Origin of the sequence: Paenibacillus sonchi, assembly GCF_016772475.1 — a bacterium.
GTDB lineage: Bacteria > Bacillota > Bacilli > Paenibacillales > Paenibacillaceae > Paenibacillus_AQ > Paenibacillus_AQ sonchi.
In genome coordinates, this window is the sequence record NZ_CP068595.1 from 4,896,302 (window position 1) to 4,922,705 (window position 26,404).

Here is a 26,404-nt window from a genome sequence, read left to right on the forward strand (position 1 = left end):
TTAGTTCTCCAGTAAAAGGACCCCACAAAGTGGGGTCTTCAATGCTGCGTATATTAAAATAGGAATCTGATGATTGCAGGAAGCTTAATTGCTTACTTACCGTAATCCACGCCAGCCGTGTAGCGGTTGTTGGCATTCCAGAGCAGGAATTCGTCGACGTTCTTTTCTTTGAGGGCACGGATTTGGTCTTCGACCTGCTGCTTGCCGTATTTGACATAATGTCCGCTTCCAAGCCAGCTTGCGGTGAAGTCTTGAATCCAGGGCCGGATGATCGGCTTGTAGCTGCCCAGGGGATCGAGCTTCTTATGAGTATCAACCATAGAGCCTTTGATGGTGGCATACGGGTTCTTATCGGGATCTTTTACATCAAACCATCCGGTGGAGTAATGGCTTGGATAGACCATAGGGCTGATGACATCCACGTTCTTCGATATTTTTACAAAGTCCTGGCCGATTCCTTCAGCAGCAGGCACCGAGGCGGCATACCCGAAAATATCCACCGACACGCGGACACCGAGCGGCCCGAGCTCTGATCTGGCGTATTTGACAAAATCGGAAATAATCTCGACACGCGGCCGCTCGCTTTTGGTATATTTGAGCGTTTCCGCACGTTTTTCGAAGCCTTCGGGGAAGCGCACATAATCGAACTGGATTTCTTTGAAGCCCAGCTTCACAGCCTCTTTGGCAATGTCCACATTGTATTTCCAGACATCCTGGTTATAAGGATTAACGAAGCTGTCCCCGCCTTTGTTCGTCCAGACAGAGCCATTGGCATTTACAAAGGAAAGCTCCGGTTTTTTCTTGGCAAGCACAGAATCTTTGAACACAACAATCCGCGCAATCGGATATACGTCATGTTTTTTCAAGCGGGCCATTAATTGGTTGATGTCCCCGATGAACGGCTGCGGATGGCCCAGCTTCTGAAGTTCGGGGTTATCCGTTTTATATGTGATGTATCCGGCATCGTCCTTAATGTCAATAACCATTGAGTTCAGCTCGGTTTTGTCGAGCAGGTCCAGCAGAGTCGTCATCCGGGAACCGCCGGCACTGTAAGCTGTTACGTAAACACCCTTAATCTTGGGGGCATCCGGCTGGGGATCTGTATGAATAGCAGTGTCTGCTGCTCCGGCAGTCGTGCCCGGTGAAGCCTCTGTCCCAGGCGATGCGCCTGGAGAAGGTGTTGCGGCATTGCCGCCCGCAGTGTTCTGTGATGCGCCAGGATTTGCGGAGTGCTGTGCGGTGATGGTTGGATTCATGGCAGACTGCAGTGCTGCGGCCACATCGGCTTCATGTGCAGGATGCTGAACGCCGACGCCTCCCAGAGCCATCATCAGTAGAGCCCAGGTGATGTTCATTTGTTTATTCTCTCCCTTTATGTACATTCCCTTAAAGTATAAAGGAACGGCGGCGGCCAAAAAGAACAGACTTGTAACAATCCCCGTAATTTTGGTCGTATAATAACCGCTCTTGTTGTTTATAAACGGGATGCACCGATTCTAAACGCTGTACTTAAAAAGTAAATGCCGCCCGGGTCCGGCACGTGGCCGAATCCAAAGCGGCAGCTATCCAAAACTGATTTCCAAGCGGCTTGCTTATTGAAGATACGCAGAATTCTGATGCTCGCAAATGCTGTAATGGATAATATCCATAGCATCCTCCGGTTCAAGAATACTTAGACCGTCACGCAGAACAATTACGGAATTCAATTCATCCTGCTTCAGAAAAGGTATCATATCCGGATACCATCTCATGACGATTGCTGACAGTTTTACCGTTTCCATTTCCACAACAATCACCCTTTCCTTTTTCGAATAGTGCTGAATTGAAATTCAGGTTCATCGGAAAACGAAGTGCCAGGAAAAAAGAGGGTAAATCACAATCTTCATGAAATTTGTAAGGTCCTGCGTGACTCTAATATATCACAATTTTGAGGCAGGCGCATTTTTTCGGGAGCCTATCTTTTGCGGAAGGAGCCCATAACCCCGACCGTCTCTACAATGTTCACAAAAGCCTGGGGATCACTGTTCTTGATAATCCGCTTGAGCTCAGCAAGCTCATAACGTGTCGTTACTGTCATTAGCATGTCCCGTTCGATATGAGAATAAGCGCCTTCGGTTTTAATTTTTGTAACGCCGCGCTGAAGCACCAGCAGCTGTTTCAGCAGTTCATCCGTCCGGGTTGTTACAATATATACGGTAACTTTGATATGGCTGATGTGAATGAGATCCACTACTCTGCCGGAGACGTAAATGGAAACCATAGAAGCCAGAGCTAAATTCCAGTTGTTGTCAAAATAGGCTGCGGCAAGGATGACGAGGGCATTCATTCCCACAAGGACGTTGCCTATTGGAAAATCGCGGTATCGTGTGATGATGGACCCCAGGATATCAAATCCTCCGGAAGAGCCGCCAACCCGGAAAGAGACACCGGCGCCCACACCCACAAGCACTCCGCCAAAAACCGAGGCCAGCAGCATGTCCGAAGCTACGGTTGTTGTTGGAATGAGGGCCATCAGCCAGGTAGTTGCACCTACCGACAGAATGCTCATAACGATAAATCTCCGGCCCAGCTGAAACCAGCCAGCAACCAGCAAAGGCACATTGAACAGCAGGTAGAGCAAACTAATGTTAAACGGAGTAAAGTAACCAACAAGCATGGCGAGCCCTGAGACTCCTCCGCTCAGCAGCCTGTGAGGGATCAAAAACAGATTGAAGCCGCATGCAATCATCGCTGAACCGAAGATAACCGCAAGGTAATTGCCGATTTGTTTTAGTTTTAACAAGCCAATTCACCTCTGACACGTAATGTAAGTAATGAAAGAAAGGAATACACTGGTATTCCTGATCGGGTTTGTGATATAATGTATAGGATATTCTTGAGTAGAACGTTACAATGGTATTTTTGCATTGATTAGGAATGCAATGTACAATTGTTCAGGCGCATTCAAGTGGCCTGATCTTAGGACATCTTTTGGTCCCAATGCGAGCTAAACCATGCAGAGAATCCGGCATGATTGGACAGCCTATAAATGTGTTTACCGCTACTTAAGAATACAGACAAGCATGTGGAATGTCCACTGTATAGAAGGAGCATGAATAATTTGAAAACATTCGCAGAATTCGGCCTGGAGCCAAAAGTGCTTCAAGCAATCACAGAGCTTGGATTTGAGGAAGCAACACCCATTCAGGAGCAGGCGATTCCGATTGCGTTGACCGGATCGGATCTTATCGGCCAGGCGCAGACCGGTACAGGTAAAACCGCTGCTTTCGGGATTCCCCTCATCTCCAAAATCGCCCGGGAAGAAGAGAAAATCCTTGCACTTGTCATGACGCCGACACGTGAGCTTGCGATTCAGGTAGCTGAGGAAATCGGCAAATTGACCCGCTTCAAAGGACTCCGCTCCCTGGCCATTTACGGCGGGCAGGATATCGGCCGCCAGATCCGCGGCCTGAAGAAGAGACCGCAGATCATCATCGGTACACCTGGACGGCTTCTGGACCACATTAACCGCAAAACCATCCGCCTCGATGATGTCCAGACCATTGTGCTGGACGAAGCTGACGAAATGCTGGATATGGGCTTCATGGAAGACATCCAGACGATTCTCAAGCTTGTACCGGAAGAACGCCAGACCATGCTGTTCTCAGCTACAATGCCTCCTAACATTCAACGTCTTGCCCAGCAGTTCCTGAAGAATCCGCAGCATGTTTCCGTAATCCCGAAACAAATCAGCGCACCTCTGATTGACCAGGCTTATATTGAGGTTCCTGAGCGCCAGAAGTTCGAAGCTCTGAGCCGCCTGATTGACATGGAATCCCCTGATTTGGCGATCGTATTCGGCCGCACCAAACGCCGGGTTGACGAGCTGGCTGAAGGATTGCAAAAACGCGGTTATTCCGCAGACGGGCTGCATGGCGACTTGTCCCAGAATCAGCGGGATGCCGTAATGCGCAAATTCCGTGACGGCAGCATAGATGTGCTTGTTGCTACAGACGTTGCAGCCCGCGGACTCGACGTTTCCGGTGTAACTCATGTTATCAACTTTGACCTGCCGCAGGATCCTGAGAGCTATGTACACCGTATCGGCCGTACAGGCCGTGCCGGCAAGGAAGGGACTGCCTGGTCTTTCGTGACCCCGCGCGAGATGGATCACCTGCATCTGATTGAACGTGTTACGCGTCACCGTATTACCCGCAAACCGCTGCCGACAATGGCTGAGGCTATCGAAGGCAAGCAGCGCATTACTGCTGAACGTTTGCTGGCAATGGTTGAAGGCGGCGGCGAGCTGAACGAATACAAAGGCATCGCCATTCAGCTTCTGGAGCAATATGATTCAGTTCAACTGCTGACAGCGGCTATGAAGCTGCTTACCGGCGACACCAAGGATGCCCAGGTTGAATTGACACCGGAAGATCCGATCCGTGTCAAACGCCGTGGCGGCAAGAATGACATCCGCAGCGGACGCAAGCCGAACGGCGGATATGGCGGCAACCGCACAGGTTCCGGAAGCGGCGGCGGATACCGTGGCAACCGTGATAATGCGAGCGGCGGCAGCCGTGGCGGTTACAGCAGTGGATACGGCAGCGGCAGCGGCGGATATGGCGGCGGCTACAAAGGCAACCGTGATTCCGGTGCAGGCCGTGATGGCGGTGCTGGACGCAGCGGGGACCGCAAACCCTACACACGTCCAAGCAGCACAAGCACACGTCCGGCTAAGCGCGATGATTACGATATCTAATCAGCAGCACAGCTGACACAAGAAGACGAGCGGCCGCAAGGCGCCCTCGTCTTCTTTTTGCTTGCTTGATTTAGACGAAAGTGCGAGTGATGATGACAAGCAGAATGAAGAGGACAAGAATCGTGCCTGTCGAAGTAAACGGATTACAACAAGGTGAAGACATGAGGTCAACCTCCTTCAGAAATGGTAATTTTGTGGTTACGATTCTAATATATGGACTCATCTCCAAGACTGCTTAGACATTGACCCAGAATCGTAAACTTGGGCGCTGGAAAAGTCCGGGTCAAATAGGGTATAGTTAAGATACGCAGTATGCGCGAGACAGACAGGAGGAAGGGAATTGGAGTTTAAGGGAGCAATGGGCGGTTTATACCGCATCACGGAGTGGATATCACGTATTGCCTTCAGCAATATTTTGTGGGCGCTATGTTCGATTCCGTTTCTGTTTATCGCAGTGACAAAAATGATCATGCTGGGTTCGGGAGCAGGGGGACCCAATGAACAGATCACACTCAACTGGGTACTTGGCATTTTGGCACCTTTCACTGTTTTTCCGGCAACGGCAGCGTTGTTTACCGTTGTGCGCAAATGGGTGATGGGCAATACGGATGTCAGCACATTCCGCACTTTTTTTCAGGGGTACAAAGAGAACTATTTGAAGAGCATGCTTGGAGGCGGTATCTATACCCTGCTGACTGTCATTATGTACGTGGATGTAACCGTATATATGACGCAGATGGCCAATTTTAAAATTGTGGGCATTCTAATGCTGGTGCTGATGATTATTTTGTTCGTCTCTATGTTTAATTTCTTCTCGATTGTGGTTCATTATCAAATGACCTTCAAGGAAGTGGTGACCAATTCGATTCTGCTGACCATCGCACGGCCGATTCGAGTGTTCTCGACACTTATTGGTGCAGCGGTTCTCGTCTATATAGGTCTGCGGTATCCGGTGCTTTATGCGATCTGTATTCCGACACTGGTTTCGATGCTGGCCTTCTTTAATTTCTATGCCACATACAACAAGCTTCAAGAGCAGGTGGAGAAGAAGAAACAAGAGGAAGAACTGGCTGCCTTGGAGGCTGCGGAGAAAGAAGCCGATGATGACGATGATCAGTCAGAAGATGAGAGCGATAAAGATCTCAAGCGCATCTAAGATGGCGAGACAGAAGCTGTGATTAGAGATTGGATTTTGATTCCGGTGTTAATTAAAGCGCATACAGGTTTACTTTTTCGTCAAAACGCAATATAATATGTGTAATTCCTGCGATGTTCGTTACGGTTGCTCGTTGTTTTGAACCAATGATAATGTCTTGGGAGATCTACATGAAGCGCAGCTGAACAGCCCTGTCTATACGACCTGGGGAATTCAAAAACGACTTCTGCGGTCACCCACCTGCTCTAGCAGGTTCAGAAGACACTGTAGCCGGACGGCATAGGCGGGTTTTTCTACTGTTATTGACAAGGTACCCTGTTTTCCCGCTTGGCTGCGGATACGGGGTGCCTTTTTGTGTATAGTATCAATTATTGAAAGTGAGCAATGCCCTTTTGTTCCGGGGATAAGAATGTTACACTTAGACTATTGAACTTGGGATTTGAAGAGGGGGAAGTATTTTGTCGTTGAAAAGAACCTTGGTCGGTTTATTTCGCAGTCATGACGGTACAAGCGACCGTGCAAAAGACCCTGCATTAAAGACGCGTTACTACAATCTTTCCAGAGACAAAGCGTGGGATGAAGTATCCTCGACGCTGAAGAAGATTCCTGGTTACAAAGTCCTGCATGAAGTGGAGTCCGTAGGGGAAATCACCTTGGAAAAAAGAACAGGCTTCGGCCGGACGCTGGACATTACCGTGTCCGTGTTGAACACTTCGCCGGTTCGCTGTGCGGTTGATATCTATTCCGCATCCAGAGGATCGCTCGGAGACCTGGGAGCCAATTACCGTGTTATTCAACGCTTATATCAGTCACTGGATAAGAAGCTCGGCAAATATAAAGTGGACTGAGGAACACAGCATTCTATTGTTCTTGGATTGTATGCGGTTTCGGGTGTTCTTCGAACAATCTTTGGTATCGCCTAATAAACAAAAAGCGGGAGAAGGATGACCTTCTGCCGCTTTTTTACACAGATTCGAGTGTATTCGCTGAAATATTTGTCTAACTGCTGTGTTACAGCAGTTCTTTTACAGCTGCTACAGCAGCTTCATAGTTCGGGTGCTCAGCCATCTCAGCCAGATATTCTACATAGGCAACGGTATCATTTTTGTCGATAACGAAGATGGAACGCATATCGAGGCGGAATTCCTTGATCAGGACCCCATAGGCCAGTCCAAAAGAAGCGTCTTTATGGTCAGACAGGGTAATGACCCGGTCAATGCCGGCAGCGCCGCACCAGCGGGCTTGGGCGAAAGGGAGGTCCATACTGATGGTGAGTATGACCACATCGTCACCAAGTTCTGCAGCTTCTGTATTGAAGCGGCGGGTCTGCGCATCGCATACACCGGTATCCAGAGAAGGCACAACGCTGATCAGCTTGATTTTACCGGCATAATCGCTGAGGGACGCGTCTTCCAAAAGATTCTTGCTTACCACAAAACCGGGCGCGGTATCGCCGGCTTTCAGCTCTGGCCCTACGAGAGTAATGGGGTTGCCCTTGAAAGTGGCTGCACCTGTTCTTTCTTGCGTCATATCCTTGTTTCCTCCTTGAATGGTATGATTGGATTCTTACTGCCACAATAAATTATAATCTTTTTAGAAGCTTAATGTCCAACGGGGACACATTATGATACATAAGGGATGGTGCTATGATCTTTATAAGGTATGAGAAATGGAAAGGATACATCCGCTATTATCCGGTGACTTGTATCCTGATTCTGCTGAATGTGCTGATGTTCATTGTGCTTACCGCCAACGGCGGCTCGACCAATCTGGAAACATTATTGAAATACGGGGCTACGCTGAATGCCGGTCCGGAAATGGACGAGATGTGGCGTTATGTGACGGCGACCTTTTTGCATAACGGATTTGCCCATTTATTTTTTAACTGCTTTGCGCTTCTGGTGTTTGCTCCGCCGCTTGAGCGGCTGATGGGCTGGTGGCGTTATGCGCTGCTCTACATGGCCGGCGGCTACATTGCCAATTATCTGTCCGTGGTCTTCAGCAGCCGTTCGGTTGAGGATGTGGCTACAGTCTCTGTAGGCGCGTCAGGTGCAATTTATGCCGTCTACGGCGCGTTTCTCTATATTGCCCTCCTGCAGAGAGGAATGATGGACGAGAACTCGCGTAAGACACTTTACGGCCTACTGGTGATTGGGAGCATTATGTCCTTTGCTAATCCATACGTCAATTGGATGGCGCATCTCAGCGGCCTGGCCGCCGGTTTTTTCCTGTATGGACTGATTATTCGTATTTTCAAAAGAAGCCGACGATAGGAGAGGTTCTCAAGTGGAACTCAGACAGCTGCAATATTTTTTAAAGGTTGCTCAGAAGGAGCATGTAACAAGAGCTGCGGAGGAATTGCATGTCGCGCAATCCGCAGTAAGCCGCCAGATTCATCAGCTGGAGCAGGAGCTTGGTGTCGACTTGTTCATGCAGAAGGGGCGTAACCTGCAGCTGACACCAGTGGGGCAGCTCTTTTGCAAAAGGGTGGAATCCGTGCTCAAGGAACTGGAGCGTTCTGTGGCGGAGGTCCATGAATTTCTGGACCCGGAACGCGGTGAGATCCGTATCGGATTTCCCCACAGTCTGGGAACGCATTTGATCCCTTCGATCGTGGCGGAATTCCGGAAATACTATCCGCATGTGAAATTCCGCTTCAAGCAAGGGTCATACCCTTCCCTCATTAAGGATGTAATTTCTGGAGAGGTGGACTTGGCCTTTGTCTCCCCTTTTCCGGAGAACGATGAGCATGTGGCCGGGGATATTGTGATGACCGAGGAACTGTTTGCCATCCTTCCGCAGAATCATCCGCTGGCCGGGGAGAAGGTCATCCGGCTGGAGCAGCTGCGGGAAGAGAAGTTTGTTCTGTTCAGCCAGGGATATTCACTAAGGCCGATCGTGTGGCAGGCCTGCCTCCAGGCGGGCTTCAAACCCCAGATAGCCTTTGAAGGCGGAGAAACGGACACCATACGCGGTTTGGTCGCTGCGGGCATGGGGGTGAGCCTGCTCCCGGAGATGGCTCTGTATCAGACCAATCCGATGCAGCCTGCGCAGGTACGGGTCGTAGAGCCCCCTGTAACCAGGACGGTCGGGCTCATCCACCGGGCTGATGGCAAGCTGCCCTTGGTGGCCCGGTCCTTCCGGACCTTTCTGCTGACCTATTTCAGAGACAGAAATAACAATACCCCGGTAGGCTCCTAGCCTCCGGGGTATTTGTTATCTGGTTCATGTTATTGTGGTGTCGAGTGTGCCGTTATCCAGCTTAGTCGCGGTTTCCGAGGAACATGGTGATCAGACGCAGCAGCTCAAGCAAGGAGACCAGAGCTGCGGCTACGTAAGTCAGGGCTGCCGCATTCAGCACCTTCGCCACACCGCGTTCTTCTTCGTTGCGGATATACCCTTGCTCAACCATGACCTGACGCGCCCGGTTGCTGGCGTTGAATTCTACGGGGAGCGTTACGAGCTGGAAGGCAACGGCAGCTGAAAAGAAGATGATGCCGAGGCCGATCAGGTTAAAAGAGCTGAATAGGAAACCTGCCAGCAGCATAAAAGGTGCGACACCCGAAGCGATATTGACTACCGGGAACATCCGGTGGCGCAGCGTAAGCATCGGATAATGAACTTTGTGCTGGATCGCGTGGCCAACCTCATGGCACGCTACAGAGATGGCTGCGATGGAACGTTCGTAATATACCGGCTCTGACAAACGCACGACCCGGTGAATAGGGTCGTAGTGGTCGGAAAGAGCGCCGCGGACGGGCTCAATCGGCACATCCCCCAGACCGTTGGCGTCGAGCATCCGCCGCGCCGCATCATAGCCGGTCATTCCGCTGGTATTGGCTACCTTGGCCCATTTATTGAAATTGCCCTTCACCCGAAATTGTGCCCACAATGAAAATAGAAAAGCGATTATTACCAACAGGTACATCAATGGCATCATATGTCATTCCTCCACTATAGTTAATAAGCTGATTACATTGGCGGACCTTGCGTGAGCAGGAGCTTGATTGCTTCCATGCAGGCAACTCCTTGTGGAAGAAGCGCGGCCAGTGCACGTCTGGCCTGAACGGGCTTCAAACCGCTGATGACAGGTTCAAGCGCCTTCACCTCACGCTCCAACCGCTGCATTTGCAGCTCTAGCTCCGCTAATCTGTCCGAAACGTCATTTTCGGAGGTGGCTGCATTCCACTTGCTCATCATGGATTTGATCTCATCCAATGTATATTTCTCTTGCTTTAGTTGATTAATACGCTCCAAAGCGACAAGGGTTTCATGGCTGTACAACCGGTAATTTTTAACACTTCTTGATTCCGGTGCAATCAATCCCAGCTTCGTATAATAATCAATGGTCCGTTCGCTGGTATGGGCGGCTTTGGCCAGTTCGCCAATCCGGTAAAGGGTCATATCCCCATGGTCTCTCACCTCGTTGAATGAATTCGTTGGATCGGAAGGATATATTTTCTTTCTATAATAATAGAGCATACTTAATGATAGCAAATCACAAACCGTACAGTCAAACGTCATACTTACTTTAAGTATATGATGGGAATAGCATAAGATGCCTGTATGGCTGCCCTTATATTCAGCGTATGCAATTCACTTGGAAGGGTTTAAAAGCGCCGGCGAAATATATTACATATCATGTTAACTTATATTATGAAATCACTTATTAACATTGTAGCAAATGAAGGGGATGTCCATTTTCGCAGAAAACATGAGCTTCCATAAATAAATTAAGACATCCAAAAAAATAGTCTTGTCAATTTACCTGACTTCTGATTATAATGACATTAAGAGTTTCATGCTTTGTTAGAAAATATAACACTGGGGAGTGGGGTAAAGAATGAAAAAAAGATGATAATGATGTTTCTGGCTATGATCACATTGATGGTCTATCCGGTTAGCGCATTTGCCGCTGACGGCCCGACAGCACCGGATTTGCAAATCGGATTGGATACGGCGTTTACGTTCCTGGCCTTCATTCTGGTATTCTTTATGCAAGCGGGATTTGCAATGCTTGAAGCCGGTTCGGTACGGATGAAGAACGCAGGCCACGTTGCAGGTAAGACTGTACTGACGCTGGCAATCGCGAGCTTATGCTTCTGGGCTATCGGCTTCGGGCTCGGATTCGGCAACGGCAATGGATTCTTCGGAACTACAGGCTTCCTGTACGGCGGAGATACTCAAGCTGCTTCGTTCGATTCCCTGGCATTCTCCGATGTCACTCTAAATGTTAAATTCCTCTTCCAGATGGCATTTGCAGCAGTTTCCCTGGCCATCGTATCCGGTGGTATGGCAGAACGTGCTAAACTAAGCGTATATATCGTATTCGGTATTTTGTTCTCGGTCGTGATTTATCCGGTTGTTGCTCACTGGGTATGGGGCGGCGGCTGGCTGGCAGAGCTGGGCATGCAGGACTATGCAGGTTCCACCGTTGTCCATCTTACAGGTGCTACGGCGGCGGTTGTTGCAACTATCTTGCTTAAGCCCCGTCTTGGTAAATTCAATAAAGAAGGCAAACCTGTTATCATTCCAGGCCATAACCAAGTGTTCACTGTTCTCGGGGTAATCATTCTGTGGTTTGGCTGGTTCGGATTCAACCCCGGCAGCGCATTGTCCCCTATGGGCGGATTCTTCGGCCATGTGGCGTTGACAACTAATATTGCTGCAGCAGCAGGCGGTCTGGCTGCGCTCATCGCTTCCTGGCTGTACTTTGGCAAGTCGGATATTCCGGCTATGCTGAACGGCGTGCTGGCTGCATTGGTTGCCATCACTGGGGCTTGCGCATATGTAGAGCCTTGGGCTGCTATTCTGATTGGCTTTGTCGCCGGCGCATTCACATTCATGACTTCGCAGTGGCTGGAACGTGCAGGACTTGACGATCCGATTTATGCTTTCTCCGTACATGGTATTGCAGGGATGTGGGGTGCGGTTTCCACAGGTTTGTTCGCAGCACCTGATCTGATCTCTAAAGGTGCACTTGTCGGAGATGCCGGATTGTTCTACGGCGGAGGATTCCACCAATTGGGTGTTCAGATTCTCGGGGTCGCAGGTACCTTCGTATTCGTAGCTGTAATGTCCTTCATCATCCTCTATGTCATGAAGCTGGTTATCGGTCTCCGGGTTACAGAGGAAGAAGAATTGATGGGTCTGGACATCAGTGAGCATGGGACTTACGGCTATCCGGAACAAATGAAACTGATTGCAGAATCGGAATCCAAGACCCTTAAACACTAATAACTTCACTTGTTGGGAGGCGGACCGAGTGGCTTCGATGGAGAGGGCAGATTGGAATGAAGATAATAGATATTTGTCCATCGCAACGGCCGGTTCGCCGCAGGAGCTTAAGGCAAAGCGTATCGCTTGTCAAACAGTACTGCTGGAGCAGTTAAACGTTATTCCGGTTGAGGAATGGCTGTCCCGGGTCAATGCGATGCATGACCGGATTGCCGGGGCGGCGGTCAGCATATGTGAGGCGCAGATGAAAGAGGCGGGCTACGGCCCGCCTCCCTGCGCCTATTCCTTTATTGTGTTCGGCAGTGCCGGCAGACAGGAAGCCACCCTATGGAGTGATCAGGATAACGGCCTAATTGTTGAAGGGGAACCGGATGGTGTTAAAAAAGTTTATTTTGAAGCCTTTGGTGTGATGCTGTCCAATGTGCTTGAACAAGCAGGCTATGAGAAATGCGACGGTAAAGTGATGTGCTCTGAACCCTTATGGCGCAAAACGCTGCCCGAATGGAAGCGGCAGCTCGAAGGCTGGATGAGCCAGTTGGAATGGGAACCGATCCGCTATCTCATTATTGCCTCCGATATGCGCCATGTTGCAGGAAAAACAGCGTTGTCTGCGGAGTGGAGGGAAGCTTTGCATGCGGGCTTCGTAAATAATGAGAAGCTGTCTACAGCGGTACTCCGCAATACGGTCCGCCACAAAGCCACGCTTAATCTGCTCGGCCAGGTGCTTACGGAGCGTTTTGGCGATTATGCGGGAGGCTTTGACGTTAAATACGGTGTCTATATTCCTTTGGTTAATATCGTCAGACATTTGGCGCTGCTGCACGGTGTACGGGACAGCTCAACGCTGAAGAGGCTGGAGCAGCTGGCTAAGCTCGGAAAGTATGAGCATCTGGATGATATCAGGCGTGCTTTTTTAACGGCGTTGCGTATGCGTGTCAATACACCCTATGCCGTTCAGGACGGCTTATTGTCCAGCAGTGACTATATTGCTGAAAGCGACCTGAAGAACAAGCAGCTTCTATCGGAGCTGCGGGATAGTCTGCTGCTTGTCAGGCGTTTGCACAAAGCCCTGCAGCGTCAGCTCCGGTCAGCGGAAAGGAGGCAGTCATGAAGGAGCCGAACAAAGGCGGGGGATTCTGGAACAATCTGAGGCAGGGCGGAATGCCGTCCGCCATCGCGTCCATCCGGGGCGGGGAAACGGCACAGCAAACGGCGCAGCAGATGGCCTTTATCCGGTCGCTAATGCGCGAGAAGCGGCGCCCTGAAGTACTGCATACTCCGCTCTCGGAGCTGGAGACGGTTATCTTTGATTTGGAAACGACGGGCTTTTCCCATCAGCACGGCGACGAGATTCTGTCTTTTGGCGCTGTCAAGGTCGTCGGAGAAGAAATTAAGGAAGAGGAATACTTTTATACCCTTGTAAACTGTCAAACCTCAATTCCGGAGGACATTACGAAGCTAACGGGGATATCAGAAGAAATGACGTCGGCGGCACCTTCGCTGATCGACTGCCTGCATAATTTCATGTCATTTGTGGGACAGCAGGTACTGGTGGCGCATGGAAGCAATCATGATAAATCCTTTCTGAATGCCGCCCTGTGGAAGACCTCCAAGGTTCAGCTCACCCACCGGGTGCTCGATACCATGATGCTGGCCCGCTGGCTCGAGCCGCACCGGAGCAATTACACACTTGATGAGCTGCTGGCCGTACATGGAATCCCGATTCAAGGCAGGCACAATGCGCTGGAGGATGCCAGGATGACGGCACAGTTATGGGTGCATTATCTGCGGGAGATTTCCAAGAAAAAGCAGGTGGATACCCTGGGTGACCTGTACGCTTATCTCAGCAGAGCGTAAGGGCTGAATGCAGCAGTCTATAGCTCGGCTTGCCTGTGGCGTCAGGCTGACGGCCGATCAGGAAACCGTTCAATCGGGGGCGCTGCTGCTGAGCCCTGGAGAACCGATCAGATAGACCTGGAATTCGGCGCCGAGCGAAGACAAGCCCCGGATATCCGCGCTGGAAGGCCAAGGGGCTGTATGCGGATGGGAATGGAATATTCCAACTGGCGCAGGCTTTAGATAAAGAGCGGCAACCCATTCCTGCGGGTCAGGGACAAAAGCGTGCAGCGGGTCAGGCGCTACGTTGCGCATCGGCAGATACCTGTCGATGTGCATGCCGCCCGCTGCGGCAGCGCCCAGCAGGACTCCGCATGCTTCATGCGGATAACAGGTCAGCATGTGCTTCCCCAGCGCCTGCTGCACGGAGGCGTTCAGCTTAATCGGCTGGAGGTTTCCCTGGAATGCTGTCATTTGTTCACCCTCTCTCTTCATAGGGTTTCGTCCTTTGGCGAAATCCTCTTTTTGTATTGGTTTGAAACTGCCGCAATTGGGGGTACAATAGGAGAAAAACATCCCACTTGCAAAGGACAAACCACTATGAAAGCTGTGAATAAACGTAATATAACGGTTATAGCGGTCATTGTTTTCCTGGCTTTTCTGGCGATAGAGCGTACAACCCGGTCAGAGCCGGAAGCGGTCCCAGCCATGGAGCAGCAGGGAAGCTCCAAACTTGAAAGCGGAGCAGGTAAGGGCCAGCCGGCGCCCGCGTTCACCTTGCAGGGAGTAAATGGAGAAAACTACTCCGTTGAAGGGGCCAGAGAAAAAGCGGTGCTGGTGAATTTCTGGGCTTCCTGGTGTGAGCCCTGCCAAGAGGAGGCGCCTGCGCTGAATGCGCTGGCTTTGAAGTACAAAGATGTGCTCGACGTTTATGGGATCAACGTAACAAGCCAGGATTACAAGCCTAACGCGGAACGGTTTGTCAGGAAGTATATGCTGGCGTTTCCCGTTATGTATGATCTTAAAGGTGAGATTTTTGACAAATATAAAGGCGCTGTATTCCCCACCAATGTGCTAGTGGACAAAAACGGCGTCATCGCCGAGGTAATTCTCGGGCTCCTGTCCCCGGAAGAGCTTGAAAAGAAGATCATTGCCCTGACCGGTTCCTGATCAACAGGGATGCGGCAAGTCAGCAAAGCCCCTCTGCACCCTCGGGATCTTCCCAGGTGCGAGGGGCTTTGTCTTGAATATAGACTGTTTCCTCTGAATTAGTGATTCACGAGTCCTCTGGGCCCGCTGCTTACTTCCGTGTCATTCTCCAGCGAAATCTGACCGAGAAGGGCATAGCGCATACTGTCCACCAGTGCCTCCCAGCTTGCTTCAATCACATTGCTGGATACCCCGACTGTGTTCCAGGTGTCGCTGTAGTCCTTGGATTCGATCAATACGCGAACCTTCGCGGCGGTCTGATCCTTCTCGTCAAGCACCCGCACCTTGTAGTCGGAGAGATGCATGTCTTTCAATTGCGGGAAGTAAGTCAGCAGCGCTTTGCGGAGCGCATTATCCAGCGCATTGACCGGCCCGTTGCCTTCGGCAGCGGTATAGAGATTATCTCCGCCGACTTTCAGTTTGACAAAGGCTTCGGAGACAACGGGGCTGCCGGCGGTCTTTTCCACAAGCATCTTGAACGATTCAAAGGTGAACAGCTCATTCATCTCGCCGGTGGCTTCGCGCAGGAGCAGTTCCAAAGAGGCATCCGCACCTTCGAACTGATAGCCCTGATGCTCCAGATTTTTGATTTTGTCGATCACCTTGCGGGCCTGCTCGCTGCTTGGGTCGAGGCTTAAGCCCATATCCTGTGCTTTGGACAGGACATTGCTCTGGCCCGCCAGCTCGGAGACCAGCACCCGCTGCTTGTTGCCCACAAGCTCGGGAGCGATATGCTCATAGGTACGGGAATCACGCAAAATGGCCGACACGTGGATGCCGCCTTTATGCGCAAAGGCGGCATTGCCTACATAAGGCTGATTGACCGGCAGGTTCACGTTGGCCACTTCGCTGATATAGTGGGCGGTATTGGTTAGCTGAGGCAAAGAATCGCCGGGAATGCAGTGATACCCCATTTTGAGCTGCAGGGTAGGGATAATGGAGCACAGGTTGGCATTTCCGCAGCGTTCACCGTAGCCGTTGATCGTGCCCTGTACCTGCCGCGCACCTGCGCTGATGGCACTGAGTGTATTCGCGACCGCGAGCTCGCAGTCGTTGTGGGTATGAATGCCGAGCGGGGCTCCAGGCAGCTGAAGAGCTAAGCCGGATACAATCTCCTGAATTTCATTCGGAAGAGTTCCGCCGTTCGTATCGCACATGACCAGCCAATCCGCGCCGGCTTCACGGGCCGCTCCCAGGACGGCAGCAGCATATTCGGGATTGTTCTTATAACCGTCGAAAAAGTGCTCTGCATCAAAGATGACCTCAAGGCCTTTGCGCTTCAGATAGGCAATGGACTCACCGATCATCGCAAGGTTCTCTTCAAGGGTAGTCTGCAGTGCGGTGTGAACATGGAAGTCCCATGACTTCCCGACCAGAGTGGCCGCCGGAACACCGGCATCAATCATCCGCTGCAGGTTCTCGTCATGCTCGGTGGTGGAATTCTTGCGCCGGGTGCTGCCGAATGCGGTGATTTTGGCATGCAGATGCAATTCCTTGACTCTTTTGAAAAACTCAATGTCCTTGTTGTTGCTCCCCGGGATGCCACCTTCAATATAATGCACACCCAGATCATCGAGTTTCTTGGCAATCTTCAGCTTGTCATCTGCCGACAGACTGATGCCTTCACCTTGGGTGCCGTCACGCAACGTCGTATCGAAGATGGAAATGGACTTAGACATGAGAGTCCTCCTAAAAGTTTTTGAATTTTTATATTATAGCATTTTTACGCGGGAATGTAACAAAGAACTTTAGAGGAGATGCACACCTGGTTGACCTTGCGCCGGGAGAAGAGGTATGCTGAAACCAACAATGGAAACCCTAAGATAAGAAGGTAGATATTGTGCAGAATGTGGATCAATATTATCCGGCAAGCGGCAGGGTGATTCTGCATGTGGATATGAATGCTTTTTATTGTTCTGTGCATGAGGCGGAAGACCCGGATCAATATAAAGGAAAAGCAACGGCCGTTGCCGGCAGCGTGGAGCTCCGCAAGGGAATTATTGTTACCTGCTCCTATGCAGCGCGCAGACTCGGGATTTCAACAGGGATGCAGGTGCAGAAAGCACTGCGCATTTGTCCCTCGCTTCTGTTGATCAAGCCGGATTTTCATCTCTACCGCAAGTACTCTAATGCTTTTATGCAGATAGCCTACAGTTATACTCCGCTGCTGGAAGCTGTCTCGATAGATGAATGTTATCTGGATATCACTGGTTCACGCCAATTCGGGACCCCGCTGGAAATTGCCGAAGGTATTCAGCGGCGCATTATGGAGGAGCTTGGGCTGCCCTGCTCCATCGGCATCGCCCCCAATAAGCTGCTGGCGAAGATCGCTTCCGATCTGAAGAAGCCGAACGGCATCTCGATCCTGAGGTTGCGCGACGTTCCGGATATTCTGTGGGACAAGCCCTGCAACGAGATGTTCGGCATCGGAGGCAAAACCGCGGAGAAGCTCAGGAAGCTCGGCATCTACAGCATCGGACAGCTGGCGGCAGCGGATGAACGGATGCTCGTGGAGCATTTTGGGGTGATGGGTTCCTGGCTGAAGCGGGCGGGGAACGGCATAGATCATGGCGTTGTGAATCCCGAAAGGGAGCAGAGCAAGTCTATCGGGCATACCACGACGCTTCCGAGCGATGTTGTCGGATTGGCGGAAGCAAGGCCGGTTCTGCTGAATCTGAGCGATCAGGTGGCCCGGCGGCTGCGGAAGCAGGGGTTGGTGGCGTCCGGGGTACAGCTCACCATCCGTACGCCCGATATGAAGACGATCACACGCTCGCGCCAGCTGGAGACGCCTACGGAGAGCGCCGAGGATATTTACAAGACGGCTTGTGACCAGTTCGCCCGGCACTGGAAGGGTGACAAACCGGTGCGGCTGCTGGGGGTCACGCTGCAGGGGCTGACCGCCAAAGAGGACTCCGCCATCCAACTGGATCTCTTCAATTATGAACGCCAGCCCAAAAAGAGTCGCTTAACAAAACGATGGACATGCTGCGCAATAAGTTTGGCGAGAACGCGGTCCTTACGGCCGGGATGCTGAGCGACAGCCATTCGGCGCGCCTGCGCAACCACAAGGAGCGGGGGACTTCCCTCCAAAAGGATAATCTTCACAAAGTGGACCCGGCGGAGGAGTGATTCAAGTCCTATCCCGCAGGCTGATTGCCAGTCCGCAATATGCGTCAAAATTGGAAACGAACTGAAAATCCATTGAAATTGTTTTCTATTTATATTAATATGACAAAATAACAGGCTGCTGCAACAGGTCTGTATTGTTCAACGGGAGGCAGAGAAGAAATGGCTAAATACACTTGGGTCGAAAAAGATACCTGCATCGCATGCGGTGCTTGTGGCGCAACGGCCCCTGATATTTTTGATTATGATGATGAAGGTTTGGCGGAAGTGATCTACGAAAACGACGGCAACCACGGGGTAACCGCGATTCCCGACGACTTGTTCGATGATCTGCAGGACTCTGCCGACGGATGTCCTACGGACTCCATCAAGATTGCAGACGCACCTTTTAACAAAGAAGGCTAAACCCCCGGGTTATTCGTATCTGCGCAAAAATATAAGGATTAGGAATGAGGCAAACCTTATTTCTAATCCTTATATTTCCATAAAGACATTCCTTTTGCTGCGATAAATGCGGCTGGGGATGTCTTTTTTAATGAGTGTGCCGATATAAAATATAAAGATTGAGTATTCCACAATCCGCGGAGGCCCCGATGAAAAACTCGCAGCATCTCAAAGCCTATGTTCAAATGCATCCCGATAACAAGATGGCATGGTACTTGCTTGGTAAGGAATATTATAAGAACGGACAGCATGGAAAGGCAAATTACTGCTTCAACCAGGCAGGCGAAGTGTATGAAGCTTTTGAGCACAGCAAGGTCCCGGCGGAAATGCTCCGGGAATATGAGGAAGGGCTGATCAGGGAAAACCGGCAGCGTCATGAATCCAGGCTGAGGCTGCGCCGGGGATTGCTGGTGCTGCTCCTCCTGCTGCTGATGCTGATCCCGTCGGCAGTAGCCCCTGGCGTGAATTTAGACGAAGCCGGGGTGTCAGTCCCGGAAGCTGCAGCCGGGGATCCAGAAGAGCCGGTGGCAGCTAAACCCGCTGAGGAAGAGGCATCTCCGGTCCCGGCTGTCTTGGCGTTTACGGCGGCTGGTGAAGATGCAGCTTCAGCGGGCCAGGCATTGGCCGCAACCCTGAAGAACCGGGAGGCGCCTTCCAAAACCGCTGTGCTGGCCATGAAAAAGTCAGGGCGCTGGCTGATCTGGAAGAAGAACCTGCCGCTTGCGGCTGTAATCGAGAAGAGCGCTAATGGGAAGGTTGTCTACCAGTCTTACGATCCGGCTGCCTGCGCCTGCGAACCTCCGGAAGCCGGCGGGCTGAAGAAGCAGGCGCAGATATGGCAGGAGAGGCAGGAAGAGCTGGCAGCTCTATGGAGTGCTATACGTTCCTACAACAGCAGCAAGGGAAAGCCGCCTGAATCGCTGAAGGAGCTGACCCGGCCTTTTCCGGGGAATATTATGGGGGAAACGACCCCGCTCATGAAGCAGGAGTTCGCCGCTTTACGCGCAGCTTCGGCACTACAGCCGCTCCAGGCTTCGCCGCAGCCTTCCCCGGCTGTGACAACTGAGGGCAAAGCTGCAGGCAATGGAAATGTGGAAGATACGGCCAACCGGAGCAAGGGGCAGCCGCCCTTTTTTAGCAGCCCGCTTGCCATTATTGTGGATAAACAAAATCACCGCCTGGCAGTCACCAGCGGAAATATCATTCTAAGGAACTATGCGGTTGGCCTTGGGGGCGAGAAGACGCCGGAAGGGGAGTTTGTGATCTCTGACAAGGTGGTCCATCCGAACGGGCATGACAACGGGGAGTTCGGCAGCCGCGGCATGCAGCTCTCGGACACCAATTATGCCATACATGGCACGAATGAGCCGGACAGCATCGGCAAGGATGAATCACTGGGCTGTATCCGGATGAAACGCGAGGATGTGGAGGAGCTGTTCGCAATGGTGCCGATGGGGACGAAGGTCCAAATTAGTAAAGGGGTTCTGCCTGACGAACTGCTGCTGCCCGATGAGCGTTACCCGTCCGGCACACCGCTGGATCAGACCAACCCCAACAAAGTCTACCATTGGCTCAATTAATTTCCGGCAACAATAAACAACACAATAATTAGAAGAATCAGAAGCACCAGACTGACACTGATCCATAGGATTGCTTTGCGGTTGACTTCTTCTTTCTTCTGCTGCAGTGTCGGGGGTTTGCGCTTTGTAGACATATTGGCCATCCTTCTTTCTCTATTTATCGTTGATTACCCTTACATTGTAATGCGTTTACAAGAAAAATACTATACTCCGGGTTTCACCGGGAAGCACCGCCCGGTAAAAAACTTTTCTTTTCCCCGGAAACGGCTAAAATTAAGAAGAAACCTACAGAATCGGGGATTCATCTGACATCACTTGAGGATTCCCTTTGAAGGAGCGAGAACGGTGCTGTATAGACATTTAGGCAAACCTATTTTCTTTAAAATGGATCCGGAGAAAGCGCACCATCTCGTCATAGGCGGACTGAACAAATCAGATCTGTTGCCTGGCGGGAGTGCGGCGATGCGGCTGATGTACGGCGTTCCCGAAACAGCCGACCTTGCGGTGGATCTGTTCGGCCTGCATTTCCCGACTCCGGTGGGACTTGCGGCAGGACTCGATAAGAACGCTGAAGCGGTGGGCGGGTTCTCTTCCATCGGCTTTGGATTTATGGAAGTGGGCACTGTGACGCCGAAGGGCCAGCCGGGCAATGACAGCCCGCGGTTGTTCCGGCTGCTGCCGGACGAAGCGCTGATCAACCGGATGGGCTTCAATAATAAAGGCGCCGAAGCAATGGCGGAGCGGCTGAAGGCCATTAAGAAACGCAGAATTCCGGTGGCTGTGAACATCGGCCGCAACAAAACGACGCCTAATGAATCTGCACATGAGGATTACCGCCAGTGTATCCGTACGCTTTATCCGTACGGTGATTTTTTTGTGGTCAATATCAGCTCGCCGAATACGCCGGATCTGCGCAGTCTTCAGCACGGCAGCGAGCTGTCGAACCTTCTGGCGCAGGTCAAGGAGGAAATGGAGCTTCAGCATCAACAGAGCGGCGCTGCCAAAAGCCTGCTGGTCAAAATCGCGCCTGACGTCAGCGACGGTGAACTGGAATACATGGTACATACGATCGCTGAGGCCGGAATGGATGGTGTGATCGCGACCAACACCACACTCAGCCGTGAAGGGCTGCGGAGTGACAAGGCAGGAGAGACGGGCGGCCTCAGCGGCAAACCGCTGCGCGACCGTTCGACGGAAATCATCAGCAGAATCTACCGCCAGACGGGCGGCAAGCTGCCGATTATCGGTTCAGGCGGTATTTTTACCGGCCAGGACGCATATGACAAGATCCGGGCAGGCGCGAGTCTGGTCGAAATCTATACAGCTCTCATCTATGAAGGACCAGAGGTTAACCGCAAAGTGCATGCCGGATTACGGAAGCTGCTGCGGCGGGACGGATTCTCTCATATCCTAGAAGCGGTGGGCGCTGATCATCACTGAAGGATGAATGGACAGGAGGACGAAGGCGATGGACGTCAGGGACTGGGGAACATTTTTGCTTCCATATGAACAAACTGTGGAGGAATTGAAGGTTAAATTCAAAACGATGCGCTCGGAGCTTAAAAAAGAGAAGAATACACACCAATCGAGTTCGTGACCGGACGCGTCAAGCGGCTGTCAAGCATATTGGAGAAGGCCCAGCGCTTAAATGTAAAAATGGAGGATCTGGAGACGGGAATCGAGGATATTGCCGGCATTCGCATCATGTGCCAGTTCGTCGAGGATATCCGCAGAGTGGCGGAATATATCCGTGCCCGCAAGGATCTGGAGGTCCTCTACGAGAAGGATTACATTACCAACTATAAGGAAAGCGGCTACCGCAGCTTCCATATGATTATTAAATATCCGGTGCAGACGGCCCTGGGGCAAAAGATCGTGCTCGCCGAGATTCAGATCCGCACGCTCGCCATGAACTTCTGGGCCACCATCGAGCATTCCCTGAACTACAAATACAGGGAAAGCCTGCCCGACGAAATGCGGCTGCGTCTGAAGACCGCTGCGGAAGCCGCCTCTATTCTGGACAGCGAAATGTCCAGCATCCGCGATGAAATCCTGGAGGCCCAGAAAACCTTTGAGGATAATTCAAATACGACAACGCAACTGCTAAAGGCGATTCACCAGTTGTACTTCTACCATCTGGTCAATGAAGCGATTGAGAGCCAGGAGCGCTTCAATCAAATCTGGCAGGCGCAGGATATGGACGCAATGAAGGAATTGCTGGAACATGTGCGCGGGCTGCTGTCGAATGCCAAAAAGGACAGTCTGCCGGATGGCCTATGAACGGTTGTACCTGGCATACCTGGTCTATTTCAACCGGGACCGGGATTATTTTGAATGCCATGAGGTGCTTGAAGAGCTGTGGCTGGCCCGGGACAAGGACCCGCTCTATAAGGCGCTGCTGCAGACAGCGGTAGGACTGTACCATTTCCGCAATAACAACGTGCGCGGCGGCTTGATTATGCTGAGCCGGGCGCATGAGGTGCTGCAGCGGTATCCTGCGGATGCCCTTGGCATCAATCTTGCCAAGCTGGCCCGCGAGGCTGGCGATTACGCGCGAAAGCTCGAAACCTACGCGGAGCGGCCGTTCGGGTATTATGATCTGACGATTGAGCTGCTGGACCCCGAGCTTGCCGAGGAAGTGGCTGCTGCGGGCCGGGACATCGTTCCCATCCACCCGCAGCGCCGGGGGCCGCAGCGGCCGGATTCATCCCGCCGCAAATAAGGCATAATGAATAGCAAGGCTAACACAGGAGCACCCCCAGGGGTGTTCCTTGATTATTGGAGGAAGGCATCATGGCAGTTGAGCTGCCCGGCACTTTTATGCAGCGCATGGAGGACATGCTGGGATCGGACTATGAGCAATTTGCGGAGTCGTACCAAGAGACTCCTTACGGGGGCATCCGTGCCAACACCTTAAAAATTCCGGTGGAGGAGCTGCTTGTGCTCTCCCCTTTTACACTTGCACCTATTCCTTGGTGCCCGTCCGGGTTCTATACGGAAGCCGGGGCAAGACCCGGCAAACATCCGTATTACCATGCCGGACTGTACTATATTCAGGAGCCCAGCGCAATGGCTCCGGTGGAACTGCTTGGGGTGCAGCCCGGCGACCGGGTGCTTGACTTATGTGCGGCTCCGGGCGGCAAATCCACACAGATTGCCGCCAAGCTCCAGGGCGAGGGGCTGCTGGTCAGCAATGACCTGCATCCGGACCGGACCAAGGCCCTGGCGAAAAATCTGGAGCTGTACGGTGTCCGCAACGGCATTGTGCTGAATGAAAGTCCCGGGCGGATTGCTGCGGCTTTTCCCGGATTTTTTGACCGCATCCTGATCGATGCGCCTTGCTCCGGAGAGGGTATGTTCCGCAAGGATGAAGATATGGTCAAGCAGTGGGAGCCGGAAACGCCGCTGAAATATGCGGCCATGCAGCGTGAAATTCTGGCTTCAGCGGCAGCAGCACTGAAGCCGGGAGGAACGCTCGTCTACTCCACGTGCACCTTTGCCGTAGAAGAGAATGAAGGCATCATCGGGGAGTTTTTAGTCAGCCATCCGGAGTTTTCGCTTATTCCTGTTGGCGGAACCGGATCGTTTGCGCCGGGCCTCGGCGGGCTGCCGGGAGCAGCCCGGCTGTGGCCGCATATAGTTAAGGGCGAGGGGCATTTTATGGCCGTATTGCGCCATGACGGAAGCAGTGCCTCCCCGGAAGAGGCCGATGCTGGTCTGAAGCAGAACGAGAGGGACAAGGCATTGCCGGTATCCCCGCGGAACAAAGAGGGTAAGGCGCAAGCCTCCGCCAAGGCCGCGGCTGCGAGGGCGGACGGCGGACGCAGCGGCAAAGGAAAGCGCGCCGCCGGCAAATCCGGCGGCGCTGCTCCCGGACGCCAGTCTCAGGAACTGGGAGAAGAGGCCGCATTAGCAGCATATTCCGTATTCGCCGAAGAACAGCTGGGCTGGCAGCCTGCCGGATATCCGGTGCTGTTTGGTGACCATCTGTATCTCTCGCCGCTGCCGAAGGCTGCGCTGGACGGGTTGAAGACAATTCGTCCCGGCTGGTATACCGGGCATGTCCGCAGCGGCCGGTTCATTCCCGGACATCCGCTCGCTACCGCGCTGCATTCTGCAGAAAGTATCCGCAGCCTTTCATTGCCGGGCAACAGCGGTGAAGCTGTCTCCTATCTGAAGGGCGAGACACTCTCGATCCCTGCGGAACGCTTATCGGTACGTTCCGGCAGCTCTCCGAAGGGTTATGTGCTGGTCTGTATCGACGGTTACAGCGCAGGCTGGGGCAAATGGCAGGACGGCATGCTGAAGAATGAATATCCCGCAGGCTGGAGGTGGACATAGCGAATGAGTGCAACCGGAAATTCTTCCAAAAAACAACGGATCGATAAAGTGCTGTCCCACATGGGGATAGGCTCGCGCAGCGATATCCGCAAACAGGCCAAGCAAGGGCTGATTAGGGTGAACGGCACCGTAATCAAAGACAGCGGCTTCCACGTTGATCCCTATGCCGACACAATCGAGGTTAGCGGCGAGCCGGTGGTCTATCGTGAATATATCTACCTGATGATGAATAAGCCGCCGGGCGTACTGTCTGCTACAGAAGACAAGCGGGACCGTACGGTGTTGGACCTGCTCAAGCCGGAATACGCGCAGTTCGGGCCGTTTCCGGTCGGAAGGCTGGATAAGGATACGGTGGGTTTACTGCTGCTGACCAATGACGGACAGCTGGCCCATGAGCTGCTCTCGCCCCGCAAGCATGTACCGAAAACGTATGAGGCTACGGTTGAGGGCGAGGTGGATGCTGCAGATGTGGCCGCTTTTGCCGCCGGGGTTGAGCTGGAGGATGGGTATGTGACATTGCCTGCACAGCTCACCATCTTGGGCAGGGAACGCGGAAGCAAGACCCTGTCGCAGATTTCACTGACCATTACCGAAGGAAAATTCCATCAGGTAAAGCGGATGTTTTTGGCGGTAGGCAAAAAAGTAGTCTTCCTGAAAAGAGTCTCCATGGGCGCGCTGAAGCTGGATGAGCGTCTGGCTCCCGGGGCCTGCCGGGAACTGACGGCCGAAGAGCTAAGGGTGCTTGGCGGGGGGGAAGCTGAAGCTTAAGGGGACCAACAGCCGGACTTTTATATCAGGTTGAATTAAAGCAGCGGCTCCGGTTAACAGATTTTAGATACCATAAAATATACAGCTAAAGACTGACAAGGATGGATGGTGGGGTATGAAATACAAACTGATTGCACTGGATGTGGATGGGACGCTCCTGAATGACGACCACAAGCTAAGCCCGGAAAACAGGGAGGCTATTGCTGAGGTGACCCGGCAGGGCGGGCTAATCGTCTTGTGTACAGGACGCAGCCCGCAGAATTCGATTCCTTTCATGGAGGAGATGGGGCTGGCCGGATATGTGCTGGGACACAATGGAGCGGCTACAGTTCGGGTAGAGGACCGCGAGGTGCTGCATATCTACGGGCTGGACGCCCGCGGACTGGACCCTTATATTGATTATTGCCGTGCGCGTGATATTCATTATGATGTGAATACTGCTTTTGACATGTATGTGGACAATGTGGCCAACCTGACCCAGGAAGCGACGTATATGTATGAGCATTTCCGGATTACGCCTGCATCGCTCCCGGCCTGGGAGGATTTCCGCGAACCGGTTGTCAAATTTACGGTATTTACTAAAGCGGATATTCTGGACGAAGCCCAGCGCGAATGGAGCACCTGGACGCAGCAATATAATATTGTGCGCAGCGGGGAATTTTTCGTTGATTTCATGCATCCTGAAGCTTCCAAAGGCAACGCGCTGAAGAATCTGGCTTCCCAGCTGGGGATTGCGCAAGAAGAGGTTCTGGCCATTGGGAATTATTATAATGATATATCCATGCTGACCTACGCCGGTCTTGGCATTGCCATGGACAACTCCCCCCTGGAGGTCAAGGCGGCAGCGGATGCGGTCACGGGCAGCAACAATGATCATGGCGTGCGCGACGCATTGGTGAAGTACTGCTTGTCTTGATGGATAATCCTTTCATGGTACTCTTCTAGTCAAGGCCTCTTAAAATATGA

26 protein-coding genes, 1 other RNA gene and 2 pseudogenes are annotated in these 26,404 nt (G+C 52.2%); 19 read left to right on the forward strand and 10 right to left on the reverse strand.

All coding sequences use genetic code 11. The features are described from left to right. Nucleotides 1–92: 92 nt before the first annotated feature. The 3 genes from JI735_RS21695 to JI735_RS21705 all read right to left on the reverse strand — a co-directional run bounded on the left by JI735_RS21695 (nucleotide 93) and on the right by JI735_RS21705 (nucleotide 2,782). Complete coding sequence (locus JI735_RS21695) at nucleotides 93–1,355, reverse strand: putative glycoside hydrolase (RefSeq protein WP_039836487.1); 1,263 nt, start codon at nucleotides 1,353–1,355, stop codon at nucleotides 93–95. 237 nt (nucleotides 1,356–1,592) lie between these two features. Further along, entirely contained in the window at nucleotides 1,593–1,781 is a 189-nt protein-coding gene (locus JI735_RS21700) for a hypothetical protein (protein ID WP_174469026.1), read from the reverse strand. Between the two features lie 173 nt (nucleotides 1,782–1,954). Continuing rightward, entirely contained in the window at nucleotides 1,955–2,782 is an 828-nt protein-coding gene (locus JI735_RS21705; protein ID WP_039836488.1) for a YitT family protein, read from the reverse strand. Between the two features lie 318 nt (nucleotides 2,783–3,100). Here JI735_RS21705 and JI735_RS21710 point away from each other — a divergent pair, with 318 nt between their 5' ends. Beyond that, entirely contained in the window at nucleotides 3,101–4,738 is a 1,638-nt protein-coding gene (locus tag JI735_RS21710) for a degradosome RNA helicase CshA (RefSeq protein WP_202676425.1), read from the forward strand. Nucleotides 4,739–4,808: 70 nt separating this feature from the next. Here JI735_RS21710 and JI735_RS36145 read toward each other — a convergent pair whose 3' ends face one another. Beyond that, nucleotides 4,809–4,901: a YjcZ family sporulation protein gene (locus tag JI735_RS36145; protein WP_233182729.1), complete on the reverse strand. Its 93-nt coding sequence runs from the start codon at nucleotides 4,899–4,901 to the stop codon at nucleotides 4,809–4,811. Nucleotides 4,902–5,078: 177 nt separating this feature from the next. Here JI735_RS36145 and JI735_RS21715 point away from each other — a divergent pair, with 177 nt between their 5' ends. The 3 genes from JI735_RS21715 (at nucleotide 5,079) to JI735_RS21725 (ending at nucleotide 6,742) form a co-directional block, all read left to right on the forward strand. Continuing rightward, on the forward strand, nucleotides 5,079–5,894 hold the full coding sequence (locus JI735_RS21715) for a YesL family protein (RefSeq protein WP_039836491.1): 816 nt from the start codon (nucleotides 5,079–5,081) through the stop codon (nucleotides 5,892–5,894). 102 nt (nucleotides 5,895–5,996) lie between these two features. Then, a non-coding RNA gene (ssrS, locus tag JI735_RS21720) (6S RNA) lies at nucleotides 5,997–6,188 on the forward strand. Nucleotides 6,189–6,352: 164 nt separating this feature from the next. Beyond that, nucleotides 6,353–6,742, forward strand: coding sequence for a DUF1499 domain-containing protein (locus tag JI735_RS21725; protein ID WP_020428947.1), 390 nt, complete (start codon nucleotides 6,353–6,355; stop codon nucleotides 6,740–6,742). A 163-nt stretch (nucleotides 6,743–6,905) separates the two neighbouring features. On the opposite strand, the gene tpx is transcribed toward JI735_RS21725, so the two are convergent. Further along, on the reverse strand, nucleotides 6,906–7,424 hold the full coding sequence (gene tpx, locus JI735_RS21730) for a thiol peroxidase (RefSeq protein WP_020428945.1): 519 nt from the start codon (nucleotides 7,422–7,424) through the stop codon (nucleotides 6,906–6,908). A gap of 116 nt (nucleotides 7,425–7,540) precedes the next feature. Between tpx and JI735_RS21735 the strand changes: the two genes are divergently transcribed. Then, a complete protein-coding gene (locus tag JI735_RS21735; protein ID WP_039836492.1) occupies nucleotides 7,541–8,167 on the forward strand; it encodes a rhomboid family intramembrane serine protease in 627 nt (208 codons plus the stop codon). Between the two features lie 13 nt (nucleotides 8,168–8,180). Next, complete coding sequence (locus JI735_RS21740; protein ID WP_020428941.1) at nucleotides 8,181–9,095, forward strand: glutamate biosynthesis transcriptional regulator GltC; 915 nt, start codon at nucleotides 8,181–8,183, stop codon at nucleotides 9,093–9,095. 61 nt (nucleotides 9,096–9,156) lie between these two features. On the opposite strand, the gene JI735_RS21745 is transcribed toward JI735_RS21740, so the two are convergent. Both JI735_RS21745 and JI735_RS21750 read right to left on the reverse strand, forming a co-directional pair. Then, nucleotides 9,157–9,834, reverse strand: coding sequence for a zinc metallopeptidase (locus JI735_RS21745; protein WP_020428939.1), 678 nt, complete (start codon nucleotides 9,832–9,834; stop codon nucleotides 9,157–9,159). 32 nt (nucleotides 9,835–9,866) lie between these two features. Next, entirely contained in the window at nucleotides 9,867–10,298 is a 432-nt protein-coding gene (locus JI735_RS21750; RefSeq protein WP_039836494.1) for a MerR family transcriptional regulator, read from the reverse strand. Nucleotides 10,299–10,769: 471 nt separating this feature from the next. On the opposite strand from JI735_RS21750, the gene JI735_RS21755 reads away from it, so the two are divergent. The 3 genes from JI735_RS21755 to JI735_RS21765 are packed head-to-tail and all read left to right on the forward strand — an operon-like array spanning nucleotide 10,770 to nucleotide 13,988. Beyond that, nucleotides 10,770–12,131, forward strand: a complete 1,362-nt coding sequence (locus tag JI735_RS21755; RefSeq protein WP_233475998.1) for an ammonium transporter — start codon at nucleotides 10,770–10,772, stop codon at nucleotides 12,129–12,131. A 37-nt stretch (nucleotides 12,132–12,168) separates the two neighbouring features. Continuing rightward, on the forward strand, nucleotides 12,169–13,242 hold the full coding sequence (locus tag JI735_RS21760; RefSeq protein WP_051051945.1) for a DUF294 nucleotidyltransferase-like domain-containing protein: 1,074 nt from the start codon (nucleotides 12,169–12,171) through the stop codon (nucleotides 13,240–13,242). Continuing rightward, nucleotides 13,239–13,988 carry an exonuclease domain-containing protein gene (locus tag JI735_RS21765; RefSeq protein ID WP_039836498.1) on the forward strand — a complete coding sequence of 250 codons (750 nt, stop codon included), beginning with the start codon at nucleotides 13,239–13,241 and terminating at the stop codon, nucleotides 13,986–13,988. Before JI735_RS21760 ends, JI735_RS21765 begins: the two co-directional genes overlap by 4 nt. Before the next feature lie 69 nt (nucleotides 13,989–14,057). On the opposite strand, the gene JI735_RS21770 is transcribed toward JI735_RS21765, so the two are convergent. Next, a complete protein-coding gene (locus JI735_RS21770) occupies nucleotides 14,058–14,462 on the reverse strand; it encodes a M67 family metallopeptidase (protein WP_202676427.1) in 405 nt (134 codons plus the stop codon). 105 nt (nucleotides 14,463–14,567) lie between these two features. On the opposite strand from JI735_RS21770, the gene JI735_RS21775 reads away from it, so the two are divergent. Continuing rightward, nucleotides 14,568–15,137: a TlpA family protein disulfide reductase gene (locus JI735_RS21775; RefSeq protein ID WP_039836499.1), complete on the forward strand. Its 570-nt coding sequence runs from the start codon at nucleotides 14,568–14,570 to the stop codon at nucleotides 15,135–15,137. A gap of 98 nt (nucleotides 15,138–15,235) precedes the next feature. Here the strand turns inward: JI735_RS21775 and cimA are convergent, their stop codons facing one another. Then, nucleotides 15,236–16,855, reverse strand: a complete 1,620-nt coding sequence (cimA, locus tag JI735_RS21780) for a citramalate synthase (RefSeq protein WP_039836500.1) — start codon at nucleotides 16,853–16,855, stop codon at nucleotides 15,236–15,238. Nucleotides 16,856–17,073: 218 nt separating this feature from the next. Here cimA and JI735_RS21785 point away from each other — a divergent pair. The 3 genes and pseudogenes from JI735_RS21785 (at nucleotide 17,074) to JI735_RS21795 (ending at nucleotide 20,329) form a co-directional block, all read left to right on the forward strand. Then, nucleotides 17,074–18,308, forward strand: a pseudogene (locus JI735_RS21785) (DNA polymerase IV). Nucleotides 18,309–18,467: 159 nt separating this feature from the next. Then, nucleotides 18,468–18,710, forward strand: coding sequence for a ferredoxin (locus tag JI735_RS21790; protein WP_025705212.1), 243 nt, complete (start codon nucleotides 18,468–18,470; stop codon nucleotides 18,708–18,710). A gap of 188 nt (nucleotides 18,711–18,898) precedes the next feature. After that, the gene (locus tag JI735_RS21795) at nucleotides 18,899–20,329 is read left to right on the forward strand and encodes a L,D-transpeptidase (RefSeq protein WP_202676428.1); all 1,431 of its coding nucleotides are present in this window, start codon (nucleotides 18,899–18,901) and stop codon (nucleotides 20,327–20,329) included. Here JI735_RS21795 and JI735_RS21800 read toward each other — a convergent pair. Beyond that, nucleotides 20,326–20,463, reverse strand: a complete 138-nt coding sequence (locus JI735_RS21800) for a hypothetical protein (RefSeq protein WP_167330823.1) — start codon at nucleotides 20,461–20,463, stop codon at nucleotides 20,326–20,328. The genes JI735_RS21795 and JI735_RS21800 overlap by 4 nt on opposite strands. A gap of 211 nt (nucleotides 20,464–20,674) precedes the next feature. Here JI735_RS21800 and JI735_RS21805 point away from each other — a divergent pair, with 211 nt between their 5' ends. The 6 genes and pseudogenes from JI735_RS21805 (at nucleotide 20,675) to JI735_RS21830 (ending at nucleotide 26,354) form a co-directional block, all read left to right on the forward strand. Continuing rightward, entirely contained in the window at nucleotides 20,675–21,769 is a 1,095-nt protein-coding gene (locus JI735_RS21805; RefSeq protein ID WP_039836505.1) for a quinone-dependent dihydroorotate dehydrogenase, read from the forward strand. Nucleotides 21,770–21,797: 28 nt separating this feature from the next. After that, a pseudogene (locus JI735_RS21810) lies at nucleotides 21,798–22,609 on the forward strand (GTP pyrophosphokinase). Continuing rightward, a complete protein-coding gene (locus tag JI735_RS21815; protein WP_411829940.1) occupies nucleotides 22,575–23,051 on the forward strand; it encodes a DUF309 domain-containing protein in 477 nt (158 codons plus the stop codon). The pseudogene JI735_RS21810 and the gene JI735_RS21815 overlap by 35 nt, the downstream one beginning before the upstream one ends. 71 nt (nucleotides 23,052–23,122) lie before the next feature. Further along, nucleotides 23,123–24,670, forward strand: a complete 1,548-nt coding sequence (locus JI735_RS21820; RefSeq protein ID WP_202676429.1) for an RsmB/NOP family class I SAM-dependent RNA methyltransferase — start codon at nucleotides 23,123–23,125, stop codon at nucleotides 24,668–24,670. A 3-nt stretch (nucleotides 24,671–24,673) separates the two neighbouring features. Continuing rightward, nucleotides 24,674–25,438 (forward strand): pseudouridine synthase, encoded by a 765-nt coding sequence (locus JI735_RS21825; protein WP_202676430.1) that lies wholly within the window; start codon nucleotides 24,674–24,676, stop codon nucleotides 25,436–25,438. A 115-nt stretch (nucleotides 25,439–25,553) separates the two neighbouring features. Then, the gene (locus JI735_RS21830; protein WP_039836513.1) at nucleotides 25,554–26,354 is read left to right on the forward strand and encodes a Cof-type HAD-IIB family hydrolase; all 801 of its coding nucleotides are present in this window, start codon (nucleotides 25,554–25,556) and stop codon (nucleotides 26,352–26,354) included. The last annotated feature ends 50 nt before the right edge of the window (nucleotides 26,355–26,404 follow it).